Origin of the sequence: Sporosarcina luteola, from assembly GCF_023715535.1 — a bacterium.
Lineage (GTDB): Bacteria > Bacillota > Bacilli > Bacillales_A > Planococcaceae > Sporosarcina > Sporosarcina luteola_B.
Window position 1 is genome coordinate 294281 of record NZ_JAMBOI010000002.1, and the last position, 26584, is coordinate 320864.

Below are 26584 nucleotides of genomic sequence, written 5' to 3' on the forward strand. Positions count from 1 at the left end.
CACACCATCGTAAAGAGGGGCTTTCCATTATAGTATGCTAATCAGTTATTCGCTCTTCCCTTTTTCAGCCGCTTCTTTCTCTTCTTTCAAAACGACTTTGCGGGAAAGGTTTACACGACCTTGATTGTCGATCTCGATGACTTTTACAAGTAGTTCATCGCCCATCTTCAATACATCCTCAACAGCCTTCGTACGCTCTTCCTGAATTTCAGAAATATGGAGAAGTCCATCTTTACCAGGGAAGATCTCTAGGAATGCACCGAATTTCTCAATCCGTTTCACTTTACCTAAATGATACTCTCCGACTTTTGCTTCACGTACGATGTTTTCAATCATCGCCTTCGCTTTTTCATTCATGTTTGAATCAGGAGAAGAGATGTAAATCGTTCCATCTTGTTCAGTGTCGATTTTAACATTCGTTTCCTCAATGATTTTATTGATCACTTTTCCGCCAGGTCCGATGACATCACGGATCTTGTCAGGATTGATACGGATCATGATGATCTTCGGAGCATATTGTGATAGTTCTTCACGCGGCGTGGAAATTGTCGATATCATATGTTCAAGGATGTGCATCCGTCCGATTTTCGCTTGAGTTAATGACTCTTCTAAAATTTGACGGGATAGTCCTTCGATTTTAATATCCATTTGCAAAGCTGTAATTCCTTTTTCAGTTCCAGCCACTTTGAAGTCCATATCGCCGAGATGGTCTTCCATCCCTTGGATATCGGAAAGGACGGAATAGTTGTCCCCTTTTTTCACAAGTCCCATTGCGATTCCCGCTACTGGAGCTTTGATCGGGATGCCGGCATCCATCATCGCCATTGTAGAGGCACAGATTGATGCTTGGGAGGATGAACCATTCGACTCTAATACTTCCGCTACAAGACGGATCGTGTATGGGAATTCCTTCTCGTCAGGAATGATTGCCTCAAGTGCACGTTCACCTAAAGCGCCGTGACCGATTTCACGACGGCCTGGTCCACGGATCGGGCCTGTTTCCCCTACGCTGAAGTTCGGGAAGTTGTAGTGATGCATGAATCGCTTCGACTCTTCAAGTCCGAGACCGTCGATAATTTGAACTTCACCGAGAGCTCCTAATGTACAAACGCTTAGCGCCTGAGTTTGTCCACGTGTGAACAAACCAGAACCATGTGTACGAGGCAAAATGCCTACTTCAGTGGATAGTGGACGGATTTCATCCAAACCACGGCCATCAGGACGGACTTTTTCGTCAGTGATGAGTCGGCGGACTTCTTCTTTCACAAGATGATCCAATATATTTTTCACTTGCTTCATCGTCTCTTCGTCCGACTCTACATTAGTATAGTGGTCCATCACTTCATTTTTCACAGCGTTAATCGCTTCTTCGCGTGCGTGCTTCTCTTCAGTCTGGATTGCGCTGATCAGATCGTTCTCACACTTATTCTTCACTTCAGCCAACAGCTCTTCGTCAAGTTGGAATAAAGTGATTTCCATCTTTTCCTTGCCTACTTCAGCAATGATCTTCTCTTGGAGTTCAACCAGCTGGATGATCTGTTCGTGACCGAACATGATCGCTTCGAGAATGATATCCTCGGCAACTTCCTTCGCGCCGGCTTCAACCATGTTGATGGCATCTTTTGTTCCAGCGACTACAAGGTCAAGTTCACTCATTTCCAATTGCTCAGGAGTCGGATTCACGATGAATTGTCCATCGATGCGGCCGACTTGCACGCCTGCAATCGGTCCTTCAAAAGGAATGTCGGAAATCGACAATGCGAGTGATGATCCGAGCATGGCTGCCATTTCGGAAGAACAATTCTGATCGACTGACATAACGAGAGAAATGACTTGCACGTCATTTCGGAATCCATCCGCGAACAACGGGCGGATCGGGCGGTCAATGAGACGGCTTGTTAATACAGCCTTCTCTGAAGGACGTCCTTCACGTTTGATGAATCCACCAGGGATTTTCCCTACAGCATATAGTCTTTCCTCATAATTAACTGTCAGCGGGAAGAAATCAAGCGGTTTCGGTTTCTTCGAAGCGGTCGCTGTAGATAGGACTGTTGTATCTCCGTATCTGATAAGCACAGCGCCGTTCGCTTGTTTCGCAAGCTGGCCCGTTTCAATTGTTAACGGTCTCCCAGCCCATTCAAATGAATAAACCTTTTTTTGTTCTGTCATTATGGTACCCCTCTCTAATTTCAAACATGGATAGCATACGAAGTATGTATTACGTAGTAGTGTATCAAAAAAGAAGGACATATGCGAAAAATATCATTCAATAAAAAAAAGCGGGCAAGGCCCGCTTTTCGTATACATCTTATTAACGGCGTAGGCCGAGCTTAGCAATAAGATCACGGTAACTTTGAACTTCAGTTTCGCGTAGGTATTTAAGCAACTTACGACGACGACCGATCATTTTTAAAAGTCCACGACGTGAGTGGTGGTCTTTTTTATGAGTGCTCAAGTGAGCGTTCAAATTGTTGATCTCTTCAGTAAGGATAGCGATCTGTACATTAGCAGATCCAGTATCGTTTTCATGAGTTTTGAATTCGTTGATCAATTCATGTTTACGTTCTTGTGTAATAGCCATCCTTTTCACCTCCTAATAATGAAATATCCCCAAATCCCGAGCAAACGTTGGTGATTCGAATTGCCAAGGAAAGGTTAGTGCTGTTGCACTGATTTATCATAACATGAGCGGATTATGGATGCAACAAAGAAGTCCATTATGAATCGCTACTTTCCGTTTCGGGCGGACGCTTTCCGGGGGGCATGGCTTCAGCCTCCTCACTTCGCTCCGCTTCGTTGCGGGGTCTTCAGCTCATGCTAATCCCCCAGGAGTCGCCGCCCTACACTCCAAGTAGCTAGAATCACTTTTTATTAGTTCATCATGTTCAGTAAATGCTTAGCGGTTTCCTTGTCCTTCCCTATTTGTTCAATCAGTTCGTCAACTGAACCGAATCTCTTCTCTGGGCGAATGCGGGCGATCCAGTCTACTGCTGCTTCTTTTCCGTACAAGTCGGAATTAAAATCAAGCACGTGGACTTCTACGCTTGTTTTCACTTTAGTGGGGTCGTGGAAGGTAGGTTTCACCCCGACATTGCATACGCCTTTATATGATTGTCCGTCAATGGAGAATAGGACAGCGTAAACCCCGTTTGCAGGCAGGATTGTATCTTCGTCAATGGATACGTTTGCCGTCGGAAAGCCGAGCAGCCTGCCTCTCTTTTCGCCGTCGATGACAGTTCCGACCGTTCTGAACGGTCTTCCAAGCAATGAAGCGGTCTTCTCAACGCCCCCTTCGGAAAGAAGCTTACGAATCCGTGTTGATGAGATCTTATCTTCAGAATCCGTTACTTTTCCGATGACCGTCGTTCCGTATTCTTCATTAGAAAGCGAAGCCATCTGTTCCATCGTGCCAGAACCTTTCGAGCCGAATGTGAAGTCGAAGCCGGCGGTGACATGCTTGATCCCTAGGCCTTTAATAAAAATTTCAATGAATCGCTCCGGTGAAAGGGAAGCAAGGTCCCAGTCAAATGCAACGATGAAAAGTGCATCAATTCCCATTTCTTCCAAGAGGCGTGATTTTTCGGGATATTTGGTAATGTAACCGACCTTTTCTCTACCCTTGCCAAACAGATGTGATGGATGAGGGTCGAACGTCATGACGGCCGAGCGGATTCCTAATTGTTCCGCTTTGGCTTTCGCTTCTTTTATCACTGTTTGATGTCCTTTATGCAGCCCGTCGAAAAAACCGATGGCAAGCGAAAAAGGGCCTCTGTCGTCGATAGTTGTTTGAGATGGATAATGCAAATGGTAAATTTCCATGAGAATCTCCCCTACTGATTGAATGGAAACATCTTATCAGGTTTCATCAATCCTTCTTTAGTCGGATGCTTGCAATAGATGGCAATCGCCTTTTCCGATTTCGTAAAAACGATAGCCTCTCTATCTGCTAGTGAAGGATGCTGCGGTAACACTTGTCCGTTTATTATCTTACCATATAATTCATCATCGATTTCGACAAGTTCAAACTCGCCAAGTGCCTCTTCAAGCGGCCGGATTTGTTGTCCAAGAGTGTTTTGACCTCTCTTCTCTGCCACTTCCTCAAGTGTCAAACAATCATCTTGACGGAAGTTTCCGGAAGCCGTACGGACCAAAGTTGCCATATGTGCGGGGTACCCAAGCTTCTCTCCGATTTGTACGGATAATGTTCTGATATATGTTCCTTTTCCACATGCAATCCGGATCACGAACTGGATCTCTTCCCCTTCGAACGACTCCCGGTCATCCAGCAATTCGATTTCGTATATATGTACAGTTCGTTCGGGTCTTGCAACTTCAATTCCTTTTCTGGCGTATTCATACAGCCTTTTGCCATTCACTTTTACAGCGGAATACATTGGTGGTATTTGAACAATTTCGCCGGTAAGCTGCTCAAGTACTTGAAGAACGGCTTCCCGACTGATTTTTTTATAGGAATCATCGGCCGAGACAATCGCGCCATCTGCATCTTCCGTTTCAGTTGAGGTGCCAATCGAGACGGTGGCAATATACTCTTTACCTGAATCAGTGATGTATTCCGCAACTTTTGTAGCCTGTCCAAGACATATTGGCAGTACGCCTTCCACGTTCGGATCAAGTGTCCCGGTATGCCCAATTCTTTTCATGCCTAAGATTTTTCTGAGCTTAAATACGCAATCATGTGAAGTCATACCTTTTTGTTTCCATAAAGGTAGAATCCCATCCATATACATCCTCCTCATTTTAACTTTAGTAAGCAAAATGGAGGAAGCCGGAAAGTCCATTTGGACGCCGACTTCCTCCAATCATTCATTCTTCTTCGCTGTTCACTTGACGAAGCAGTGATTCGATACGATTTCCGTATTCGACAGAATCATCAAATGCAAATTCGATTTCCGGTGTCTTCCTGAGTCTGATCCGCTGCCCGATTTCGGTACGGATAAACCCTTTTGCCTTCGTCAGGCCGGCAAGAGTCGCCTCTTTTTCCGCTTCATTACCAAGTACTGAAATGAAAATGGTCGCCTGTTGAAGATCACCAGTCACTTCAACGTCCGTCACAGTGACGAAGCCGACGCGAGGGTCTTTCAATTTTTGGCCGATGATTCCACCTAACTCTTTCTTCATCTGTTCAGCAACACGATTCGCACGCATAGACATGGATGGTCACCCCGATTCCGTTATCAATAGTAGTCAAGTATCATTTCTGTCATTTCCCATTCCGGATTCGATTCCAAAAAACGGATGGCTCTTCTCGTCTCCCCTTCGGCAGCGTCTTTTAAAGACGCGACCGAAACGAGAGCGATTGTAGTTCTTTGCCATAAGTCTTGATGATCGATTTCGGCGATGGAAACGTTGAATTCATTTTTCACACGATCTGTCATTCTTTTCAAGACGGATCGTTTGCCTTTCAATGAATGGACGTCAGGGATGAAGAATGTGCATTCCGCATAGACGATCATGCCCGTTTGATTTCCTCCATGACGAATGCTTCAAAGATGTCGCCCTCTTTAATATCATTGAAGTTTTTCACGGTTATTCCGCACTCATAGCCTCTAGCGACTTCTTTCACATCGTCCTTGAACCTCTTCAAAGTGTCGAGTTCGCCTTCAAAGATCACGATATTATCCCGGAGGACACGGACGCCAGCATCCCGTGTAAGTTTGCCTTCCGTCACATAACTTCCTGCAATGGTTCCGATTTTCGAAACTTTGAATGTTTCCCGTACTTCTGCTTGGCCGATTACTTTTTCCTCGTATTCAGGATCTAATAATCCTTTCATCGCAGATTCGATTTCCTCGATCACTTTGTATATGACACGGTGCAATCGGATATCGACGCCTTCCGCTTCAGCTGCACGTTTAGCATTGACATCCGGACGGACGTTGAAACCGATGACGATTGCATTGGATGCTGCCGCTAGGGAAATATCCGATTCATTGATGGCGCCTGCTCCAGTATGGATGATGCGGACATTGACACCTTCAACTTCGATCTTCATAAGGGAAGCTGCCATCGCTTCGACTGTTCCTTGAACGTCAGCTTTGACGATAAGGTTCAATTCCTTCATTTCCCCTTGTTTCATCTGATCGAATAGGTTATCGAGCGTCACACGTGTTTTCTCGCCGCGTTGCTCCTGCAATGCGTCGCCTGCGCGTGATTCGGCAATTTGACGGGCTGTCTTTTCGTCTTCAAAGACGACAAAACGGTCGCCCGCTTGCGGTACATCGCTAAGGCCTGTAATTTCAACCGGCGTAGATGGACCTGCTTCCTTCACCCGGCGGCCAAGGTCATTGATCATCGCACGTACTTTTCCGAATGTGTTTCCAACGACGATCGGATCACCTACACGGAGTGTTCCATCCTGGACGAGAAGCGTTGCGACCGAACCTTTTCCACGGTCCAATTGTGCTTCGATGACAGAACCTTTTGCACGGATATTCTTGCTTGCTTTCAATTCCGCCACTTCCGCCACCAACAAGACCATTTCTAAGAGCTGGTCGATTCCTTCGCCTTTTAATGCTGAAATCGGTACGAAGATTGTATCCCCGCCCCATGCTTCAGCCAATAAGCCATGTTCTGTCAGCTCCTGCATGACTCGGTCAGGGTTCGCAGTCGGTTTATCCATCTTGTTTACAGCTACGATGATTGGCACTTCAGCCGCTTTCGCATGGTTGATCGCTTCAACTGTTTGAGGCATGACACCGTCATCTGCTGCGACGACAAGAATCGTAATGTCTGTCACTTTTGCTCCACGCGCCCGCATTGTTGTAAATGCTGCGTGGCCAGGCGTATCCAGGAACGTGATCTTCTTGCCATCTGCGTTTATTTGATATGCGCCGATATGCTGCGTGATGCCGCCAGCTTCCCCTTGTGTCACTTTCGTATCACGGATTGAATCGAGAAGCGTTGTTTTACCGTGGTCAACGTGACCCATGATTGTTACGACTGGAGGACGCTCAGTCAATTCCGCTTCAGTCTCTTCAGGTTCCTCGAAGTAAATTTCAAGATCCGTCACATCGATGCGGATTTCCTCTTCCACTTCCACTTCATATTCCGCACAAATCAGCTCGATAGCATCTTTATCCAACTCTTGGTTGATCGTCGCCATGACGCCAAGCATAAATAGCTTTTTGATGATTTCCGATGGTTCCCTGCCAAGTTTGTTCGCGAGTTCACCGACTGTAAGCGATTCATAGAATGTGATTTTTTCCGGCAATGGCTTTTCCACTTTCGGCATTGCTGCCGGACGATGTCTTCTGCGCCCTTGGTTAATGCCGCGTGCAGGTGGTCTTCCGCCGCGTCCAGCCGGACGATTCCCGCCTTGAGCCCCTTGTCCAGGTCGTTGGCCGCCCTGAGTCGCCGGACGATTGCCGCCTTGAGTACCTTGCCCTTGACGTTGGCCGCCTTGTGATGCCGGACGGTTGCCTGTTTGCGTTCCTTGGCCAGTGCGTTGGCCGCCTTGTGATGCAGGACGATTGCCGCCTTGAGCGCCTTGTCCCGGGCGTTGGCCGCCTTGTGTTGCCGGACGGTTGCCGCTTTGAGCGCCTTGCCCTTGACGTTGGCCGCCTTGTGATGCAGGACGGTTGCCGCTTTGAGCGCCTTGCCCTTGACGTTGGCCGCCTTGTGATGCCGGACGGTTGCCGCCTTGAGTGCCTTGCCCTTGACGTTGGCCGCCTTGTGATGCCGGACGGTTGCCGCCTTGAGCGCCTTGCCCTTGACGTTGGCCTCCTTGTGCCGGTCGGTTGCCACCTTGTGCGCCTTGTCCTGGACGTTGGCTGCCTTGTGCACCTTGTCCTTGACGTTGGTCGCTTTGTTGCTTGTTATCCTGGCTATTGCCTGCTGGACGTGATGCATTTGAAACTGGCTTCCGGTCGTTTTGTCCACTTCGAGGCTTGTCGGATGGAGTAGAACCGCCTTTACCGAAACGTTGATCCAATTTTGATGTCGCCTCTCTATCAAGCATCGACATATGGTTCGTTACATTCACATTTATTTTTCCAAGCTCTTCGATGATTTCTTTACTCGTCCGATTCACTTGTTTCGCGTATTCGTGTACACGTATCTTCGTCATTAGCCCACCCCCGGTTATATTCGTTGAGGAGCCCGGATAATTTTCCGGCAAAGCCGGCATCCGTTAACGCGAGTACGACCCGCGACTCTTTCCCGATTGCATGGCCGAGAGCTTCCCGGCTCCCAAACACATGCTTCTCAACGTTGTAAAAATTACATTTATCATTCACTTTTTTCTGTGTGTTTTTTGAAGCATCTTCAGAAACGATGACTAAGCGTGCATTGCCCGATCGCACTTCTTTGACGACCAGCTCTTCGCCGGTAATCAGTTTCCGGGCCCTCGCAGCCATTCCTAACAATTGAAAGATTGCTGTAGGATTCATTTCAATGCCTCACGACGGATTGCATGCAGAAGATTATCATAGACTTCCTCAGGCACCGATGTTCCAAGCTGGCTTTCAATCGATCTATTGCGTCTAGCAGTTTCAACAGCCTTTTCAGTTTTTGATACATATGTACCACGTCCTGATTTTTTGCCTGTCAGATCGACCGAAACTTCACCTTCTTTTGTGCGGACTATGCGGATCATTTCCTTCTTTGGCAACATCTCGCCTGTCGCCGCACATTTACGCAAAGGTATTTTCTTTTTGCTTGTCATGGGCAATCATCCTTTCAACTCAATTGTCTTAGTCGGTTTCTGAATATAAATCGATTGTTTCGAGATCGGATTCATCATCCGGTTCATTATCTAAATACGGATCCTCTTCATATTCATCATTTCCATTTTCGGTAACGGCATATACATCGTCTTCAAATAGCCGTGCTCCGCCAGATTGATCGGAGGCAGGTGGATAGATGCCTAGCTCACGAGCATCCGTTTCACTTTTGATGTCGATTTTCCATCCAGTCAACTTAGCGGCCAAACGGGCATTCTGTCCACGTTTCCCAATTGCCAGCGATAACTGGTAGTCTGGCACTACGACCGTTGTGGATCTGTCTTCTTCATTCACTTGCACGTCCAACACTTTGGATGGGCTCAATGCATTCGCGACAAAGATGACAGGATCCTCGGACCATTCTACGATATCGACCTTTTCCCCGTTCAATTCATTTGAGATGGATTGGACGCGTGCCCCTCTGGACCCTACGCAGGAACCAACTGGATCGACTTCCTCATTGTTCGTATGGACTGAAATTTTCGATCGGTCTCCCGCCTCACGGGCAATCGATTTGATTTCAACTGTTCCATCATAGATTTCCGGAACTTCCATTTCAAACAGCCGACGCAGAAGTCCTGGATGCGTACGGGAAACAAAAACTTGAGGTCCTCTCGAAGTGCGCTCAACTTTTGTAATATACACCTTGATGCGGTCATGAGGCTTGTAGGACTCTGTAGTGATCTGTTCGCTCGAAGGCAGCACGGCCTCCACTTTCCCAAGCCCTACATATAGATTCCTTGCGTCCAGGCGCTCAACGATCCCATTGACGATATCGTCTTCCCGATCTACATACTCATCGTAGATCAGACCACGTTCAGCTTCACGAACACGCTGCGTAACAACTTGCTTGGCGGTTTGTGCTGCAATTCGGCCGAAGTCACGTGGCGTCACTTCTTCTTCGACGATATCTCCGAGTTCATAGGCTGGGTTGATGGCTAACGCGTCTTCTAGTGCGATTTGAAGTCTCTCATCTTCCACTTCTTCCACGACATCTTTACGGGAATATACTTTCATCGTCCCTTTTTCCAAATTCAAATCGACGCGCACGTTTTGCGCCTGGTTGAAGTTTCTTTTATATGCGGTAACAAGTGCCGCCTCAATTGCTTCAACAATGACATCCCTTGAAATACCTTTCTGCTTTTCAAGGGCTGTCAATGCATCGAGTAGATCACTACTCATAATTAATCACTCCTATATTCAATTATGCGGAAAAATCGATTGCTAGTCGTGCAAATGCGATTTTTTCCTTGTCGATGACGACTTGCAATTTTCGTGTCTTGATGCGGATTTCAACTTCTGCAGCATCAGGACCGTAGGAAAGCAAGTATCCTTCAAACTCTTTCATGCCGTTGATCGGTTCATACGTTTTAATGAATACATATTGCCCGACCGCTTTTACGAAGTCCTCTTCTTTTTTGAGCGGACGTTCGGCGCCGGGTGAGGAAACCTCAAGGAAATAGTTTTGGGGGATGGGATCAGTACGGTCCAGTTCTTCGCTCAGCCTTTCGCTGACGAGTGCACACTGTTCAATATCGATATTCCCTTCCGGCGTATCGATATAAACCCGTAAAAACCAGTCCCTTCCTTCCTTTACAAATTCAACATCAACTAATTCCAACTTAAGGTCATTCACTATCGGACTGACGAGCGTTTCAACTTCCTCTGTAATTTTACTCATCATAACCCTCCCGAAATTTGATTGAAACTTGTCTTATACGAATAAACAACAGAAAAGAGCGGGAAATCCCACTCTTTTTTCGCAAGACATATAGCAAAAGTTGCTCCAATTGTACCATCTGCTAGGTGTCAATGCAAACAATCTGCAAAAGCGAAGGGCGCCTGCCTAGAGGCGACAGGCATAAGGCGAAGATGCGCCGTGGCGTTTTTTTGCCACAGAGCATCTTTGACTTATGACCCGAGCCTCTGGCGCCCGGAGTCTAGACGAGTATAGACGATGTCACATGCTTGCCGTTGCCAATTGAGTCAAAAAAGGGAAAGTTGGTTCGAGTCAGGCATGCCTTCCAGACAGCCTAATGAATCCATATATTCAATGACCGTTTTCGAAACTCTCCCCCGTTGCTGCAGATCTTCCTTCGATAAGAAGATGCCATCCTTACGAGCTTCGACAATCGCTTTGGCAACGTTCGTCCCTAGGGATGGAATTGCGTCGAAAGGCGGTATCAACTGATTGCCATCGATAAGAAATTCCGTGGCGTCGGATTTATATAGATCCGGTTTAGCGAATGAAAAGCCACGCTCGCACATTTCCAATGAAATCTCCAATACTGTGAGCAAGTTCTTTTCTTTCGGCGATGCTTCTAAGCCTTTATCATTGATTTCTTTGATTTTCGCCCGGATGGAAGCATTGCCTTTCGTCATTGTCGCTAGATCGTAATCGGTCGCACGGACAGTGAAATACGCTGCGTAATACATGATCGGATGGTGAACTTTGAAATAAGCAATGCGAAGTGCCATGAGAACATACGCGGCGGCGTGCGCCTTCGGGAACATGTATTTGATCTTTTTACAGGAATCGATATACCAGCCGGGAACTTGGTTCGCCTTCATTGCCTCTTCAAATTCAGGTGTCAGCCCTTTCCCTTTCCGCACTGATTCCATTATCTTGAATGCCATCGCAGGCTCTAGCCCTTGGTAAATCAAGTAGACCATAATATCATCACGGCAGCCGATTACATCGGACAATTGGCAGATCTTATTTTGAATCAGCTCTTGGGCATTGCCAAGCCACACGTCGGTTCCGTGGGAAAGCCCGGAAATCTGGATTAGCTCCGAAAATGTGGATGGTTTTGTTTCCTCAAGCATCTGCCTTACGAAGCGCGTACCGAATTCCGGAACACCTAAAGTCCCCGTTTTGCAATCGATCTGCTCTTCCGTGACCCCTAATGAGGATGTCCCGCTGAACAGCGCCATGACCCCTTCATCATCAGGCGGAATCGTCTTCGGATCGATGCCTGACAGGTCCTCAAGCATTTTGATCATCGTCGGATCATCATGTCCCAGAATATCCAGCTTCAAAAGATTATTATCGATTGAATGGAAGTCGAAATGCGTTGTACGCCAACTTGACCCGGCATCGTCTGCCGGGAATTGGATCGGCGTGAAGTCGAAAATCTCCATATTATCCGGGACGACGATGATTCCGCCCGGATGCTGCCCTGTATTCCGTTTAACGCCTGTACAGCCTTGCACGAGCCGGTCAATTTCCGCGCCGCGCAAATGAAGGTTATTATCATTCATATAACCCCTGACATAGCCGTATGCCGTCTTTTCGGCAACAGTTCCGATTGTTCCCGCACGATACACATAGTCTTCTCCGAAAAGCTCTTTTGTATAATTATGTGCATGTGCCTGGTATTCTCCACTGAAGTTCAAATCGATGTCCGGTACTTTATCTCCATTGAAACCAAGGAATGTTTCAAACGGGATGTCCTGTCCGTCTTTTCTGAACATCGCCCCGCATGACGGGCACGCTTTGTCCGGCAAGTCGAATCCGGATCCGACAGAACCATCATCGAAGAACTCCGATAGCTTGCAAGATGGGCATACGTAATGCGGGGGCATCGGATTCACTTCAGTGATTTCCATCATCGTTGCGACGAGGGAGGAGCCGACCGACCCACGGGAGCCGACGAGATATCCATCATCCAATGATTTCTTGACGAGCTTATGTGATATGAGATAAATGACCGCGAAGCCGTTGTCGATGATTGATTTCAATTCTTTCTCGATTCGCGCTTCGATTATCTCAGGCAATTGCTCACCGTAAATATGGCGTGCCGTCGAATAGGTCAATTCCCGAACATCATCGTCCGCACCTACGATCGTCGGTGTATACAAATCATCTTTGATCACTTTCACATCTCCGATACGGTCGGCCACTGCCTGCGGATTATCGATGACAATTTCTTCAGCGACTTCCTTGCCCAAAAATGAGAAGTGCTCAAGCATTTCATCAGTCGTCCGGAAATGGACTTCAGGCAATGAGTGACGGTTCATCGGATTTGCTCCGCCTTGGGATCGGACAAGAACTTGACGATACGTCGCGTCCGTCTCGTCAATATAGTGGACATTCCCCGTAGCACATACGGGAAGCCCCACCTTTTTCCCAAGCTTGATCATCTTTCGCATTATATCTTCAAGATTCCATTCGTCCCTGATCAATTCCAATTCAATTAAATGGGAATAGGCAGGTTTCGGATGCAGCTCCAGGTAGTCATAGAAGCCTGCGATTTCCTCAACCTCTTCCATTGATTTCTGCATTAAGCCCTCGAAGACTTCACCTTTGTCGCAGCCCGAACCCACTAGGAGTCCCTTGCGGTATTTCATTAATAAAGAACGAGGAATGCGCGGTACTCTGTAAAAGTAGCTCATATGGGAAATGGAGACGAGTTTGAATAAATTCTTCAAGCCTTCGTCATCCGTTGCAAGCAAAGTGCAGTGAGATGGCCTTGAACGTTTGTAGGCATCCCCTTCCCCAATATGTTTATTGAAGTCATCCAAGTATTCGATTCCTTTTTCCGTTGCTGCCTCTTTCATAAGCCGGATGAACAGATAGGCTGTAGCTTCGGTATCATAAATCGCGCGGTGATGCTGCGTCAGTTCAATATCGAATTTCTTCGCCAAGGTGTTCAATCTGTGATTCCGCATTTCCGGATAGAGAAAACGTGCCAATTCGAGTGTATCAATGACAGGATAGTTCTTGTCATGAAGACCTGCTTTTTTGCTCGCTTCGTAAAAGAAGCCCATATCAAATGATGCGTTATGAGCGACAAGGATTGCATCCCCGATGAACTCCTTGAAATCCTTTATGACTTCCGATACTTCAGGAGCGTCTTTCACCATATCATCTGTTATGCCAGTAAGTTCAATCGTTGTGGAAGATAAGGGATGATGGGGGTTCGCGAACCTTTCAAATGTTTCCTTAAGCTCACCATTTACGACTTTGACTGCAGCCAACTCGATGATTGTGTCATACACCGCGGATAGACCTGTCGTCTCCACATCAAATACGACAAATGTATCGTTTTCGAGCTCTCGATGCTGCTCGTCAAAGACAATCGGCACACCATCATCCACTAAGTTCGCTTCTAATCCGAACAACACTTTTATGCCATGCTTCTTGCCCGCAGAATAAGCTTCAGGAAACGATTGGACATTTGCATGATCGGTAATTGCAACTGCAGGATGCCCCCATTTCGCAGCCTGAGCGACTAATGCCGATGCCGATGTTACTGCATCCATTTGACTCATTGTCGTATGCGCATGCAATTCAATCCGTTTCCGGTCTTCAGGTGCGCTGTCCTTTCTGATGACTGGAGTGACTTCCATGATGTCCTGGGCCATCATGATAAGATCGCGAACGAATGTATCGTTCTGGATGCTGCCCCTCGCACGTACCCATGCACCTTTTTTCAACGTTTTCATGAGCTCTGCATCTTCGTTATCCCTAGAAAACATTTTCACAAGAATGGAATCTGTGTAATCCGTCACTTTTATTGTGAGCAATGATCGGCCGCTTCTCAATTCCCTAACCTCCGCATCGAAAACGTAACCTTCGATTGTTAGGCGTCTTTCTTCATCCTGTATTTCCTGGATGCCGATGATTGGTTCATCCGGTTTGATCGGGACTCCCAAAACAAATGGTCTGTTCCCGAAATCCCCGTTCTCTTTCTTCATTGCTTCCATCTTTTGAAGGTTGGCTAGGGCATTCTTGGCATACGCTTCTTCTTCCGCTTGTTTTTGCGCCATGAAAGCAAGTATTTCTGCTTCATTATTTTCCGCTTCCTCAGAAATCGTGAATTCGATTGCCATGGATGGAAAACCGAAAGATTCATAAACCTCTGCGATTATACGGCCATATTTATTTTTCATCGTTTGTTGTTCAAAATCATTTACGCAAGTCAATGTCATTTTCTCGCCAACGAGTACTGGCTTTTGTCCGGCAAGCCTCTCGCGGATCGGCGGCGACATATCCCGCATTTCCTGCAAGACAAATGGCCAATAGCCGACGATCAGTTCTGGATCCCCTTCTTTCGTCCGCACAGTAATTTGAATGCGTACTGCGGCGATGGACGTAAAGGCTTCTGTCATCCTTTGTTGGAATAACTGAAAGACTTGGACGGGCAATGTTTTTTCAAGCTCCACATTAAATTGCCACATTCTAGATTTACGGTGAATATCGACCCGTTCTAATGTTCCGTGTTCGAAATGTACAATAGTTTGATCATCTGCCATACCGATTTGTTGCAACAATGTCAGCAACTTCAATTTCGCATCCATATGTATCCCCCCGCTTCGTACAGTGAAAAGAAGGGAAGTACCGGTTTCCGGCCTCCCCTCCCTACCATTTATTTTTCAACCAAAAAAGGCTTGCAGCTTTTCAGTAACTTCTTCTTTTTGCCACTCGACGGTTTCGCCTGTGCTCCTGAATTTCACTTCAATGATCCCTTCCTGCGCTTTCTTGCCGATTGTCAAACGAACTGGCAATCCGATAAGATCTGAATCCGTGAACTTCACACCCGGTCGCACGTCACGGTCGTCATGTAAAATTTCATATCGGTATGATTTCAGCAGATGATAAAGCTCATCCGACAGTTTTGATTGCGCTTCATCCTTCATATTGATCGTTACGAGGTGAATATCATACGGGGAAATATGCTTCGGCCATTTCAACCCATTTGCATCATTATGCTGCTCAGCGACTGCAGCCAAGATCCTTGAAACGCCAATGCCATAGCACCCCATGATATAAGGTTGGGCCTTGCCGTTTTCATCGAGGTACGTCGCTTTCATCGGTGCGCTATAAGCAGTTCCTAATTTAAAGATGTGGCCAAGTTCAATTCCTTTGGCAAATCGGATCGTTCCAATACCGTCCGGTGAAGGATCCCCTTCCCTGATGTATCTTAGATCTAAATAACGTTCAATAGCAAAATCACGCTCAGGATTAACATTCATCAAGTGGTATCCATCTTCATTTGCCCCACAAACGCCATTTACGACCTTTTCGACCGCAAAATCGGCATACACTTTCAAGTCTAGAGGAAGTTTGACAGGACCTATGGAACCAGCTTTGCAAGAAAGCATTTCCTCAATCTCGTTTTCAGTAGCAAGGTTGATATCCTTTGCTTGCAATGCATTTTTCAACTTGATTTCGTTGATGTCATCATCACCGCGTGACAGAACGACAACTAGCCTTTCATCCACTTTGAAGAGGAGCGTTTTTATCACTTTAGAAGGATCTACATTTAAGAACTCCGCCACTTCTGCAATCGTTCTCTTTCCTGGCGTATCTACCTTCACAAGCTCTTTCAACGTTTCTGTGGATTTTACATATTCGGTAGTGACTTCGGCCATTTCAATATTTGCGGCATATGAGGAAGCGTCGCTGTAAGCGATCGTATCTTCTCCGATATCGGACAATGCCATGTACTCATGCGTTCCATCGCCACCGATTGATCCGCCATCAGCAATGACAGCCCGGAAATCCAAACCGAGTCTCGAAAAGATATTCGAGTATGCCTGCATCATTTCATTGTACTTCTCTTCTAGACTTTCTTTTGTTGAATGGAATGAATATGCATCCTTCATGATGAATTCCCTGCCGCGAAGCAGTCCGAACCGCGGTCGTTTTTCGTCCCTGAACTTCGTCTGGATCTGAAAGACCGTCAGCGGCAGTTTTTTATAGGATTTCACTTCATCCCGAATTAGAGATGTAACCACTTCTTCATGAGTTGGGCCTAAAGCCAATTGACGATCATGTCGATCTTTCAGCCTGAAAAGTTCAGCTCCGTACGAAGACCATCGCCCTGACTCTTCCCAAAGTTCGGACGGCTGCAACGTCGGCATGAATATTTCAACAGCATCAATCGCCTCCATCTCCTCCCGTATGATGTTCTCAATCTTCCGTATCACTTTTTTCGCAAGCGGAAGGAAAGAATAAACACCACTCATATGTTGGCGGATATATCCTGCCCGGAGCAGAAGTTGATGGGAAATGATATCGGCATCCGTCGGTATTTCACGCATAGTCGGGATGAATGTCCGTGATTGTTTCATGAAGATTTCACCTCGAATTTCTTTATTGGGCTATATTTTAAAAAAAGAATCGTTGTATGTCATTCCAGGTGACAACGAGCATGAGAACCATCAGTAACATGATGCCAACAAAATGGACCATACCCTCTTTCTGTTTATCGATGGGTTTCCCTCGGACTCCTTCAAATAGGAAGAAGAGCAATCTTCCGCCGTCCAATGCAGGCAGCGGCAACAGATTCATGATTCCCAGGTTGATGCTTAACACGGCGGCCCAGTTCATAAGGGAAAACACACCCCATTGAGCGACCTCCTCTGTCGCTTTGTAAATGCCGACAGGTCCGCTTAGTGCGTCAATTGTAAATTTGCCGGTGACGAGCATACCGAGAAGTTCGAATATCCTTTTCATCCAGCTAAACGTTTGCTCCGCACCAAAGGCGAATGCTTTCAACGCACTCTTTTCAACTGGACTTTCATACATGACACCAATCTGTCCGAATTCATTTCCATCTTTGACAACTTTCTCAGGAACGACCGCCAATGTCACCATTTCACCGGCTCTTTCCACCTTCAATTGAAGATTGTTACCGGGATTTTCCTGGATTGTTGCAGTGAATTCCTGCCAACTTTCAATCGGTTGTCCGTCCACTTCCTTAACGAAGTCTCCTGCTTCCATACCAGCTGCATAAGCAGGACTATCAGTGACAACTTCTTTAATAATAGGCTCGTTTGTCGGGATTCCATGAAGAAGACCGATCGCCAAGAAGATGAAAAACGCGAGGATGAAATTGAATAAGGGACCGGCAAAAATAGCCATCGCCCTGCTTCCCAAGGACTTCGAATCGAATTGGCGATCATAAGGCGCAATGAGCGTCTCCTGCCCTTTTTCATAGATGACAGCATTCCGGGAAATTCCATATTTTACAAGACTTCCGTCTTCATCATATCCTTCAATGAAAAGTTCTTTACTTAAGTCTGCGGATTCCGTTTCCAAAAACAAGACATTCGGATTGGATACATCACGGTTTAAATAGATCTTTTCGATTTTATCGTCACTATTCAGAATGACGCCTACCCGGTATCCGGGTTGTAATTCGATAGTGTCGAAATCCTCGCCAGCCATTCTTACATAACCGCCAAACGGAAGGATTCGGATCGTATAAAGAGTCTCTTTTTTGCGGATGGCAAGTATTTTCGGCCCAAAACCAATTGCAAATTCACGTACCATGATGCCGGCTTTTTTCGCGAAAAGGAAATGCCCTAATTCATGAAAAAAGACAAGAGAGCCGAATATGATAATAAAAGCTATAACGGTTTCCATTAAAAACCACCTTAACTGGCCCCACCGGCCGATTTATGAAATACTTATTTCACCATATCATACACCATTTTGCGGGTGATTGAATCGGTTTCTAAAATCGCTTCCAAATCCGGAGATGAAATCGATTGATGATTGTCCATCATCTGTTCAACGATTTCCTCAATTTGCAGGAAAGGAATTCTGCCTTGCATGAACAGTTGGACCGCAACTTCATTTGCGGCATTCATTACTGTCGGCGTCGTTCCGCCTTGCCTGCCTGCCTCATAGGCGAGGGCTAGTGCTTTGAAACGTTTGAAGTCCATCTTTTCAAAATGGAGTGTTCCAATTTCCTCTAGACGGAGCGGCTTGGCGTTTTGCATCGGAATTCGATCCGGATACGTCATTGCATACTGGATCGGCACCCGCATGTCAGGGGAGCCGAGCTGAGCCATGACACTTGTATCTTCGAATTCAACCATGGAATGGATGATGCTTTCTTTGTGCAATAGGCATTCGATCCTGTCATATGGCATATTGAATAAATGATGAGCTTCAATCACTTCAAGTCCTTTGTTCATCATTGTAGCGGAATCGATCGTCAACTTATTGCCCATGGACCAATTCGGATGAGCCAACGCCTGCTGTACTGTAACGCCTTGCAATTGATCCCTTGAGAGATCTCTGAAACTCCCGCCGGAAGCTGTCAGAATAAGCCGGGAAACCCTTTTCGGATTCTCGCCATTCAAGGATTGGAAAAGTGCTGAATGCTCACTGTCAACAGGTAGAAGTGCGACGTTCCTCTTTCGGGCTTCTTCCATGACAATATCTCCAGCCGCGACGAGCGTCTCTTTGTTTGAAATGGCGATAGTGATGCCTTGCCGAATGGCTTCCATAGTCGGTTCCAGACCAACGCTCCCGATGACAGCATTGACGAGCATGTCCGCGCCGGTCTGCGCCGCTACGGCAACGAGCCCTTCCTTGCCATGCACGAAACGCGTTTCCGGAAATTCCGATTGCAATGCAACTGCATCTTCCTCTCGCATGACAGATACTATCTCCGGTCGGAATTGCGCCGTAATTTCCCTTACTTTCGGTATATTCAACCCGGCTGAAAAAGATACGAGTTTAAACTGCTCTTTGTTTGATTGAATAATATCGAGAGTCTGTGTGCCAATAGACCCCGTGGCACCGAGCAGACTTATTTTCTTTGTCATAATATGAATATCTTCCCTTCCATCAACCGACTAGATGTAAAAAATGAATGAGCGGCAACACGAAAAGGAGACTATCGAAACGATCAAGAATTCCTCCATGTCCCGGCAAAAGATTCCCGGAATCCTTCACATTGAAATGCCTCTTCAACGCTGACTCTACCAAATCACCCAACTGTCCTACAATCGAAGCGATGATTGTAACAATGATCAACATCAAGATAGAAGGCGCCAACGGATAAAAGATTTGGAACACGCAAGCAAACAATACGGCAAATACGATACCTCCGAGAAACCCTTCAACTGTCTTATTCGGAGAGATATCCGGCCATAGTTTCCGTTTACCGATCTTCCTGCCAATAAAGTATGCACCTGAGTCTGTTGTCCAAATTACTAGAAGTGCATAAAAAACATACTCAAACCCGTAAAACCGTGTTTCGATCAAATAATAAAATCCTATGCCTACGTATAATGCACTGAATGCTGTAAACGCTGCATGATCGAATGTAAATCTGTTTTTAGAGATGACTGTATAAATCAATAAAATAAGAATGAGTGCAAACATCATTTCAATTTTGGAATACCCGATCCACTGTTCTACTTCAACAGTCCATTTTGATGGCAGTAATAAAATGGCGAGTGCAATCCAGACGGTAATGCCTTCGAAAGAAAAAATCCGAATATCTTTCATGCGCAGCAATTCGTATAATCCGATTGAAGCAATAATATAAATGGCGATTGTAAATGGGAGCCCACCGATGATGACAAGCGGGAAAAATATGGCCAATGCGGCGATCGCTGTAATAATTCTCTGTTTCAAACTCCTTTATCCCCTTCCACACTTCCAAATCTTCGATTGCGCATTTGGAATTCTTCGATTGCACTTAACATGCACGACTCATCGAAGTCCGGCCAGAGAACCTCTGTAAAGGAAAATTCCGAATAAGCTAGCTGCCAAAGCATGAAATTCGACAATCGTACTTCCCCACTCGTCCTGATGAGCAAATCAGGTTCGGGTAAGTGTGATGTCATGAGATGTGAACCGATCAATGATTCGTCAATCTCATTGACTGTTATTTTGTTGTCGACAGCCATTTTGGCGATTTCTTTCACTGCTTCCACCATTTCCAGACGGCTGCCGTAATTCATTGCGAAATTCAGGACAAGTCCATCATTGCTGGAAGTGGCCTCTATCGCTTTTACGATTGCCTCTTTCGTATGTGGCGGAAGGGCATCGAAATTCCCGATCATTTCAACCCTTACGTTCTGTTCGATCAGTTCAGGCAAGTACGTTGTCAGGAATTCACCGGGCAGTTTCATCAAAAAGTCGATTTCCATTTTAGGCCGCTTCCAGTTTTCAGTCGAAAAAGCGTACAATGTCAAGACGTTGATGCCAATTTCATTTGCAATCCGGGTGATTTTCCGGACGGTCTTCATGCCTTCATGATGGCCGGCAATCCGCGGTAAACTGCGTCGTCTTGCCCATCTGCCGTTTCCATCCATTATGATGGCGACGTGTGAAGGGATTGTTCTACTTTTGACTTTCGTAAGCCTGTCGGAAATTGATGGTTGGTTCTCTACAGTTTTTTTCCGTAACAGTTTATCTAGCATTCCGTTTCCTCCACTCGCCTGCTATTTGAGCAAGTACCTAGTCTATCGTATCAAATCGGCCGATAAATTTCATTTAAAACAGTTGAAAAATAATGATTGTGGTCTTTTAGATTATGCTTGTTGTGTAGTGAATTATTTATCATTCTGGAAAGCGAATGAAATACGACCAGAAAAAAAGACGTCCTGAAAGTAGGACGCCCCAGTGTATAGAAAGTTCTTCGATCAGATTTCCATAATTTCATTTTCTTTATCTTTCGCAAGCTCATCGATTTTAACGATATAGGAATCAGTCAACTTCTGGATTTCTTCACCTTCACGCCGTAGTTCGTCCTCTGTGATTTCCCCATCCTTTTCAAGCTTTTTCAACTCGTCATTAGCATCCCGGCGTACGTTGCGGATTGCAATTTTGGAGTCTTCAGCTTCTTTTTTGACTTCCTTCACCAATTCCTTGCGTCGCTCTTCCGTTAAAGCAGGGACTGCCAAACGGATGACCGATCCATCATTGGAAGGAGTGATACCGATATCCGATTTCAATATCGCCTTTTCAATATCACCTAAAGTCGTCTTATCATACGGCTGGATGACCATCAGTCTCGCCTCTGGCACTGAGATGCCTGCCATTTGGTTCAACGGAGTCGGAGCTCCGTAATAAAGTACTGAAATCCGATCAAGCAATGAAGCATTTGCACGTCCTGCCCGGATGGAAGCAAGCTGTCTTGTGAAAGACCCGATCGCTTTGTCCATTCTTTCCTTCGTTTGATCCATTACCGCTTTCGGCATTTACCCATTCCTCCTCACAACCGTACCGATTGGTTCACCGAGTACAGCCTTTTTAATATTTCCATTATCCATAATTGAGAATACTACGAGAGGGATATCATTGTCCATACATAGGGTTGAAGCAGTTGAATCCATGACTTCAAGGCCTTGGCTGATTACTTCCAAGTACGTCAATTCCGTATATTTCACCGCGGTCTCATCTTTTAATGGATCTGCTGAATAGACGCCGTCAACATTGTTTTTCGCCATCAAGATGACGTCCGCTTCGATTTCCGCCGCTCTAAGAGCAGCTGTTGTGTCCGTTGAGAAATAAGGATTCCCTGTTCCCGCGGCAAAAATGACGACACGCTTTTTCTCAAGATGGCGGATCGCTTTCCTACGGATATACGGCTCAGCCACTTGCCTCATATCGATCGATGACGATACACGTGTTTCTACGTCTAACTTTTCAAGAGCGTCTTGAAGAGCCAATGAATTCATGACCGTGGCAAGCATTCCCATATAATCTGCAGTTGTCCGGTCCATGCCCATCTCGCTGCCTATTTTACCTCGCCATATGTTTCCTCCACCAACTACGACTGCAACTTCCACACCAAGGTCAACTACTTCTTTCACTTGTACTGCGACTGTCTTGATGATTTCCGGTGATAGACCATAGCCTTTTTCACCTGCAAGTGCCTCGCCGCTAAGCTTCAAAACAATTCTTTTATATTTTGGGACGCCCATATGTACCCTCCGTCTACTGTGTTTTCTCGAAAAATAGGGAACACAAGGTTGTGTCCCCTAATTGATCTTTTATCTGATCAGTTGCCTTTTACTTGGCTCATGACTTCATCAGCAAAGTTGTCTTCGCGTTTTTCAATTCCTTCACCGACAGCATAACGAACGAATTCTTTCAAAGTTCCGCCAGTCGATTTAACGAAATCACGCACTTTTTGATCGGAGTTTTTAACGAACGCTTGGTCAAGAACACAAATATCTTCGAAGTATTTTCCAAGACGTCCTTCAACCATTTTCGCAACGATGTTTTCCGGTTTGCCTTCATTCAACGCTTGTTCAGTAAGGACTTTACGCTCGCGCTCTACTTCGTCTTCTGAAACCTCATCACGTGAAATGTATTGTGGGTTCATAGCTGCGATGTGCATTGCAACGTCTTTAGCAGCATCGGAATCAGTAGTACCTTCAAGGATTATAAGCACTGCAATGCGGCCGCCCATATGAAGATAAGGACCGAAAGCATCGTTGTCTGTTTTTGTTTTCAATTCAAAACGGCGAAGAGTGATTTTCTCACCGATTTTAGCAACTGCATTGGAAATATGGTCAGCAACTGAAAGGCCGTTTTCCATTTTCGATTCGGATGCTTCTTCGACTGTTGCCGGTTTTGTTGCTAAAAGGTGTTCGCCAAGTTCTTTTACAAGAGCTTGGAACGCTTCGTTTTTCGCAACGAAGTCCGTTTCAGCGTTCACTTCGAAAATGACAGCGTCGTTACCGTTCACGATGATGTCTGTTGTACCTTCAGCAGCGATGCGGTCAGCTTTTTTAGCTGCGCTTGATAGACCTTTTTCACGAAGGAAGTCTACCGCCGCGTCCATATCACCATTTACTTCAGTAAGTGCTTTTTTGCAGTCCATCATACCTGCGCCTGTTTTTTCGCGCAGTTCTTTTACCATTTGTGCTGTAATTGCCATTGTTAGTTCCTCCTGTATGAGTGATTTGAGTCGACACCTTTAAAAAAGACGATAAGGGGTTGGCCGCTTATCGTCTGTTCTATTACTACTATTACTCTGCAGCTGCTGTTTCAGTCGCTTCTTCAGATACTTCTTCATCAGCGCCTTGTCTTGATTCGATTAATGCATCTGCCATTTTGCTAGTAAGTAGACGAACCGCACGGATTGCATCGTCATTCGCAGGAATGACATAGTCGATTTCGTCCGGATCACAGTTCGTGTCAACAATACCGACGAGTGGAATGTTCAATTTGATTGCTTCTGCCACAGCGATGCGCTCTTTACGAGGGTCAACAACGAAGATGACGTCTGGCAATGATTTCATATCACGGATACCGCCAAGGAATTTCACAAGACGATCGTGTTCTTTTCGTAGTTCAGAAACTTCTTTCTTAGGAAGTACATCAAATGTACCGTCCTCTTCCATCGTTTCGATCTTTTTCATACGTGCAACACGTTTTTGGATCGTACCGAAGTTTGTAAGAGTACCACCAAGCCAACGTTGGTTGATGTAGTACATACCTGCGCGCTCTGCTTCTTCTTTGATTGCATCTTGTGCTTGCTTCTTAGTTCCAACGAAAAGAACTTTTCCGCCATCTGCACCTACTTGACGCATGAAGTCATAAGCTTCTTCAAGTTTTTTCACCGTCTTTTGAAGATCGATGATGTATATTCCGTTACGCTCCACGAAAATATACTTTTTCATTTTCGGGTTCCAACGACGAGTTTGGTGTCCGAAATGTACACCTGCTTCAAGCAGTTGTTTCATTGAGATTACTGACATTTGTTTTTCCTCCAATTTGGTTATATTCCTCCGTATATATCATGCGATGGGACGACCTGTCGGCACCATTTCCCATCATCCACATACGTGTGTAGTAACACCATATGATAATATAACATACTGGTCATCCGATTGCAACTCACTTCCTGAATTTAAGAAGCAATTCCACTTCCGTTTTCCCTTTGCCAAGCCTTTTTGCAATTTCCTCGATCGGCTTTCCGTTATCATGCATGCGGATCGCAAGCGTCCGAGGATCCAATTCAAATTCTTCGGTTACCTGTGAGGCCAAGCTATCCTTGTTCAAAGCAGGCGCCGTCTTATAGGATTTCAACGCGGCTTTCATTGGATAACCCGGCGTCTTTATGGGAATTGTCTTTTTCTCCGATGACTTGATGGAATCATCTATTGGCCGATCCTCACGCGCAGTTTCCTGGAGACTCCTGTCTTCCTGCTGCTTCTCGATGATATTGATGAGTCGATCATTTTCCTCTTTCAGTTCGGACAAGTATGCAACGATCGCATCGTCCATTTCCGCCATCAGTTTATGTTGCTTCTTTTCCAAGTTGTTGAATTTTGATATTTTCATGTAAAGCAACGCCATGAAATAAAAGCTGATCATTTGCAAAATGAATAAAAATAATAAAAATACGGTTTGCATGCTAGTTATCCTGTAAAGTCGACAAACGAACCTTTGTAAGGATGCGTGGTCTTCTTTCCTTCTTCATTATGTTGATGTTCCTTTTCATTCCGTTCATGGTCCTGACTTCTCCCTTTTGCGTCTTTATCCGCTTTGGCATACTTCTCGGAATGACGGACACTTTCCCTGTTCTTCAATGTCTCTCTTTCAGTTTGAAGCTGTGCCTGGTCCTGGTTAAGTTGTGATTGCTGCTGTTTTTGTTCTGCCATCTTTCCCGCCTCAAACGTTTTAGGGATGGCTATTTGGAGTTCGATTCCTTTCAGGCTCATAAAATTCCTCCATCGACAATTTCCGGCAACAGTAATTTACGTAGTTTGAAAAGTGCTTTTGAATGGATTTGCGAAATTCTTGATGTTGACAAGTTAAGGATTTCCCCAATTTCGGTCAACGTCATTTCATCTGTATAAAACAGATTCAAAACAAATTGTTCGTTATGATTGAGTTCTTTTATTTTCAATGCCAAATCACTGACAAGCTCTCCCATGATAATCTGATGTTCGGGAGTACGTTCATGCTCATCTTTTATAATAAAGGATTTGTGTCCTTCCTCTTCATCATCATTCATACGCTCATCCATGGATAGAACATTCGAAAAATAGTGTTCCTGAACAGTCTGATAGACTTCATCAACTGAAACCCCAAGATGGTCCGCTATCTCTTCATGCGTTGCATGGCGCTGCAGTTTCTGCTCCAGTTTCGAGATCTCTTCCTCAAGCCTTTTCGATCTCTCGCGGGAAGAACGCGGCAGCCAGTCTTCCTTCCGCAAACCGTCGATGATCGATCCACGGATTCTGAAGGAAGCATACGTATCAAACTTCAAGTCCCTACCCGGATCGAATTTCGTCAAAGCATCGAATAGCCCTTGAAGTCCCAGGCTCATGATTTCATCCCGTGAAACATTGCGTGGAAGCCCTGAGCCGATTCGCTGTACATGGTAATTTACGAGTGGCGTATACTTCCTGACAAGTTTATCGCCGGCATCGGGATCCCGATCATTCAACCATAGTTTCCAACATGCATCTTCTTCTGTCAGACCCTCTTTGGACATCGAATCCCTCACTTTCCATGATGTTTCCGATAAAAATAAAGAAATTGTATGATTTCTATTATAGCAAATTCCGGCAAAAAATGGCGACTGAATCGTTCAGTCGCCTTGCTGCATCTATTCTCTTTAAAATCGCATTAAATTTCTTTAGTCCCCAAATTGACTGTTCGGATGCTCAATACGCTAGTCATCGGGTCGAACTCGATAGTCCGCCCACTGGAACCGCCCGTGTCTTCCGCTATGATCGGAATGGAAAGTCGCGCAAGCTCCTTTTTGACAGCTTCGACATTCCGTGGACCGATGCGGATGGAATCACTGGAGCCGAATTGAAACATTTGGGAGCCTCCCGCAATCTTGGCCTTTAAGGATAACGGGCGAACCCCTTCCGCTTTCAACAATTCCATTAATGAATAGATGCCGGTGTCCGCAAACTTTGCCGCATTCAAACGGTCCGACCTTCCCAAACTCGAATCCGGAAGCATGACATGAAGAAGTCCTGCAATCTTCTTCGATTCGTCATAGAGCACGACTCCGACGCATGACCCTAAACCTGATGTCCTGATGGAATTTGGCGCATGCACCAAATTCATATCGGCGATACCGACCCTTACCACTGATTTCATTTCGCTCATC

25 protein-coding genes are annotated in these 26584 nt (G+C 45.7%); all 25 read right to left on the reverse strand.

From position 1 onward, the window contains the following. Positions 1-45: 45 nt before the first annotated feature. Complete coding sequence (gene pnp / locus M3191_RS04965; protein WP_251698621.1) at positions 46-2169, reverse strand: polyribonucleotide nucleotidyltransferase; 2124 nt, start codon at positions 2167-2169, stop codon at positions 46-48. A 142-nt stretch (positions 2170-2311) separates the two neighbouring features. Continuing rightward, entirely contained in the window at positions 2312-2581 is a 270-nt protein-coding gene (gene rpsO, locus M3191_RS04970) for a 30S ribosomal protein S15 (protein ID WP_251624051.1), read from the reverse strand. Positions 2582-2871: 290 nt separating this feature from the next. Next, a complete protein-coding gene (locus M3191_RS04975) occupies positions 2872-3819 on the reverse strand; it encodes a bifunctional riboflavin kinase/FAD synthetase (protein ID WP_251698623.1) in 948 nt (315 codons plus the stop codon). 11 nt (positions 3820-3830) lie between these two features. Beyond that, positions 3831-4742, reverse strand: a complete 912-nt coding sequence (gene truB / locus M3191_RS04980) for a tRNA pseudouridine(55) synthase TruB (protein WP_251698625.1) — start codon at positions 4740-4742, stop codon at positions 3831-3833. 82 nt (positions 4743-4824) lie between these two features. Further along, positions 4825-5172, reverse strand: coding sequence for a 30S ribosome-binding factor RbfA (rbfA, locus tag M3191_RS04985; RefSeq protein ID WP_251698627.1), 348 nt, complete (start codon positions 5170-5172; stop codon positions 4825-4827). A 23-nt stretch (positions 5173-5195) separates the two neighbouring features. Then, positions 5196-5474: a DUF503 domain-containing protein gene (locus M3191_RS04990; protein WP_251694781.1), complete on the reverse strand. Its 279-nt coding sequence runs from the start codon at positions 5472-5474 to the stop codon at positions 5196-5198. Beyond that, positions 5471-8086, reverse strand: a complete 2616-nt coding sequence (gene infB / locus M3191_RS04995) for a translation initiation factor IF-2 (RefSeq protein ID WP_251698629.1) — start codon at positions 8084-8086, stop codon at positions 5471-5473. The genes M3191_RS04990 and infB overlap by 4 nt, the downstream gene beginning before the upstream one ends. Continuing rightward, positions 8034-8408, reverse strand: coding sequence for a YlxQ family RNA-binding protein (locus tag M3191_RS05000; RefSeq protein ID WP_251624043.1), 375 nt, complete (start codon positions 8406-8408; stop codon positions 8034-8036). Before M3191_RS05000 ends, infB begins: the two co-directional genes overlap by 53 nt. Continuing rightward, positions 8405-8683, reverse strand: a complete 279-nt coding sequence (gene rnpM, locus M3191_RS05005) for an RNase P modulator RnpM (RefSeq protein ID WP_251698632.1) — start codon at positions 8681-8683, stop codon at positions 8405-8407. Before rnpM ends, M3191_RS05000 begins: the two co-directional genes overlap by 4 nt. Before the next feature lie 28 nt (positions 8684-8711). Then, entirely contained in the window at positions 8712-9923 is a 1212-nt protein-coding gene (nusA, locus tag M3191_RS05010) for a transcription termination factor NusA (protein ID WP_251698634.1), read from the reverse strand. Between the two features lie 22 nt (positions 9924-9945). Further along, the gene (gene rimP, locus M3191_RS05015) at positions 9946-10422 is read right to left on the reverse strand and encodes a ribosome maturation factor RimP (RefSeq protein WP_251698636.1); all 477 of its coding nucleotides are present in this window, start codon (positions 10420-10422) and stop codon (positions 9946-9948) included. 305 nt (positions 10423-10727) lie between these two features. Next, a complete protein-coding gene (locus tag M3191_RS05020) occupies positions 10728-15044 on the reverse strand; it encodes a PolC-type DNA polymerase III (RefSeq protein ID WP_251698638.1) in 4317 nt (1438 codons plus the stop codon). Positions 15045-15119: 75 nt separating this feature from the next. Continuing rightward, positions 15120-16820, reverse strand: coding sequence for a proline--tRNA ligase (locus M3191_RS05025; protein WP_251698640.1), 1701 nt, complete (start codon positions 16818-16820; stop codon positions 15120-15122). A gap of 37 nt (positions 16821-16857) precedes the next feature. Next, positions 16858-18117, reverse strand: coding sequence for an RIP metalloprotease RseP (rseP, locus tag M3191_RS05030; protein WP_251698643.1), 1260 nt, complete (start codon positions 18115-18117; stop codon positions 16858-16860). A gap of 44 nt (positions 18118-18161) precedes the next feature. Continuing rightward, a complete protein-coding gene (locus M3191_RS05035; RefSeq protein WP_251698644.1) occupies positions 18162-19310 on the reverse strand; it encodes a 1-deoxy-D-xylulose-5-phosphate reductoisomerase in 1149 nt (382 codons plus the stop codon). A gap of 22 nt (positions 19311-19332) precedes the next feature. Then, entirely contained in the window at positions 19333-20127 is a 795-nt protein-coding gene (locus M3191_RS05040; RefSeq protein ID WP_251698646.1) for a phosphatidate cytidylyltransferase, read from the reverse strand. Further along, positions 20124-20918: an isoprenyl transferase gene (locus M3191_RS05045; RefSeq protein ID WP_251698648.1), complete on the reverse strand. Its 795-nt coding sequence runs from the start codon at positions 20916-20918 to the stop codon at positions 20124-20126. Before M3191_RS05045 ends, M3191_RS05040 begins: the two co-directional genes overlap by 4 nt. A 222-nt stretch (positions 20919-21140) precedes the next feature. Next, entirely contained in the window at positions 21141-21698 is a 558-nt protein-coding gene (gene frr / locus M3191_RS05050; protein ID WP_251698650.1) for a ribosome recycling factor, read from the reverse strand. Next, a complete protein-coding gene (pyrH, locus tag M3191_RS05055; RefSeq protein ID WP_251624027.1) occupies positions 21699-22424 on the reverse strand; it encodes a UMP kinase in 726 nt (241 codons plus the stop codon). Positions 22425-22501: 77 nt separating this feature from the next. After that, positions 22502-23386 carry a translation elongation factor Ts gene (gene tsf, locus M3191_RS05060; RefSeq protein ID WP_251698653.1) on the reverse strand — a complete coding sequence of 295 codons (885 nt, stop codon included), beginning with the start codon at positions 23384-23386 and terminating at the stop codon, positions 22502-22504. A gap of 91 nt (positions 23387-23477) precedes the next feature. After that, on the reverse strand, positions 23478-24209 hold the full coding sequence (gene rpsB, locus M3191_RS05065) for a 30S ribosomal protein S2 (RefSeq protein ID WP_251624024.1): 732 nt from the start codon (positions 24207-24209) through the stop codon (positions 23478-23480). A gap of 139 nt (positions 24210-24348) precedes the next feature. Beyond that, the gene (locus M3191_RS05070) at positions 24349-24867 is read right to left on the reverse strand and encodes a hypothetical protein (protein ID WP_251698655.1); all 519 of its coding nucleotides are present in this window, start codon (positions 24865-24867) and stop codon (positions 24349-24351) included. A 5-nt stretch (positions 24868-24872) separates the two neighbouring features. After that, entirely contained in the window at positions 24873-25175 is a 303-nt protein-coding gene (locus M3191_RS05075) for an RNA polymerase subunit sigma (protein WP_251698657.1), read from the reverse strand. After that, positions 25172-25954 carry a FliA/WhiG family RNA polymerase sigma factor gene (locus tag M3191_RS05080; protein ID WP_251698659.1) on the reverse strand — a complete coding sequence of 261 codons (783 nt, stop codon included), beginning with the start codon at positions 25952-25954 and terminating at the stop codon, positions 25172-25174. Before M3191_RS05080 ends, M3191_RS05075 begins: the two co-directional genes overlap by 4 nt. Positions 25955-26088: 134 nt before the next feature. Then, complete coding sequence (locus tag M3191_RS05085) at positions 26089-26583, reverse strand: chemotaxis protein CheD (protein WP_251698661.1); 495 nt, start codon at positions 26581-26583, stop codon at positions 26089-26091. Between the last annotated feature and the right edge of the window lies 1 nt (position 26584).